This window comes from Streptomyces flavofungini, assembly GCF_041028215.1.
GTDB classification, from domain to species: domain Bacteria; phylum Actinomycetota; class Actinomycetes; order Streptomycetales; family Streptomycetaceae; genus Streptomyces; species Streptomyces flavofungini_B.
The window spans coordinates 1-1186 of the sequence record NZ_JASKYR010001248.1 but is presented as its reverse complement, the minus strand read 5'-3'; the positions used below and the strand labels follow the sequence as shown (position 1 = coordinate 1186).

1 protein-coding gene is annotated in these 1186 nt (G+C 72.2%); it reads right to left on the bottom strand.

Annotated elements, in window-relative coordinates; translation table 11 throughout:
- The coding region (locus tag AB8Z36_RS40145) for a polyketide synthase (RefSeq protein WP_440582132.1) at nt 1-1186 on the bottom strand (1186 nt) is incomplete at both ends.

Genomic DNA, 1186 nt, shown 5'->3' with positions numbered 1-1186 from the left:
GTCGAGGGCGGGGTTGGGGCGGCGGAAGTTGGCCATCGGCGGGATGACGCCGTGCCGGAGCACGAGCAGCGCCTTGATCATGCCTGCCAGACCCGAGCAGACGTCGAGGTGTCCGATGTTGGCCTTGACCGAGCCGAGCGCGCAGTAGCCGGTGCGGTCGGTGTCGGCGCGGAAGGCGGCGGTCGCGCCCTCGAACTCGATCGGGTCGCCCTTGAACGTGCCCGTCCCGTGCGTCTCCAGATAGCCGATGCTGCCCGCGTCGACGCCCGCCCGGTCCAGGGCCCGGCGGATGGCGCCGCGCTGCCCGTCGGCGCTCGGCGCGGTGAACGCCCGCTTGTCCGCGCCGTCGTTGTTGAGTCCCCAGCCGCGCAGGACGCCGTGGATGTGGTCGCCGTCCGCGAGCGCCCGGTCGAGCCGCTTGAGCACGACGGCGGCGACGCCGGTACCGCCGACGGTCCCGTCCGCGTCGGCGTCGAAGGGCCGCAGGCAGCCGCTCTTGGAGAGGATCGACCCCTTCACGTACTGGTAGCCGAGCACCTGCGGCACATGCAGGGCGGTGGCGCCCGCGACAGCGATGTCACACTCGCCGTGGGCGACGGACTGCGCGGCCGTGTACACGGCGGTCAGCGAACTGGAGCACGCCGTCTGGACGTTCACGGCGGGCCCGGTCAGGCCCAGCCGGTAGGCGGCGCGGTTGGCGGTGAAGTCGGTGAAGTTCCCGACGGTGACCTGGAGGCCCGCCACCCAGTCGGCGATGCCCTCCTTGAGGACGTTGTGCTGGAGGTAGTTCTGGAGGGAGTAGAGGTGGTAGCCGGTGCTGGCGTAGACGCCGATCTCGTGGCGCGCGGGCTGCTCCGCGCTCTTGGCGTACCCGGCGTTCTCCAGGGCGTGGTGGACGCACTCCAGGAACAGCCGGTGCTGGGGGTCGGTGATACGGGCCTCGTGGGCGCTCATCCCGAAGAAGCTCGCGTCGAACCCGGCGATGCCGTCGAGGACCCCGCTCGCCCCGACGAAGTCGTCGGCGCGGTACTGCTCCTCGGTGATCCCGGCGGCCTCCAGCTCGGCCTCGGTGAAGCGGCGGATGCGGTCGGCGCCCTCGTGGATGGTGCGCCAGAACTCCTCCGGGGTGTCGGCGCCGGGCAGCCGGAAGTCCATGCCGATGACGGCGACGGGGGTGGGGCCGGGG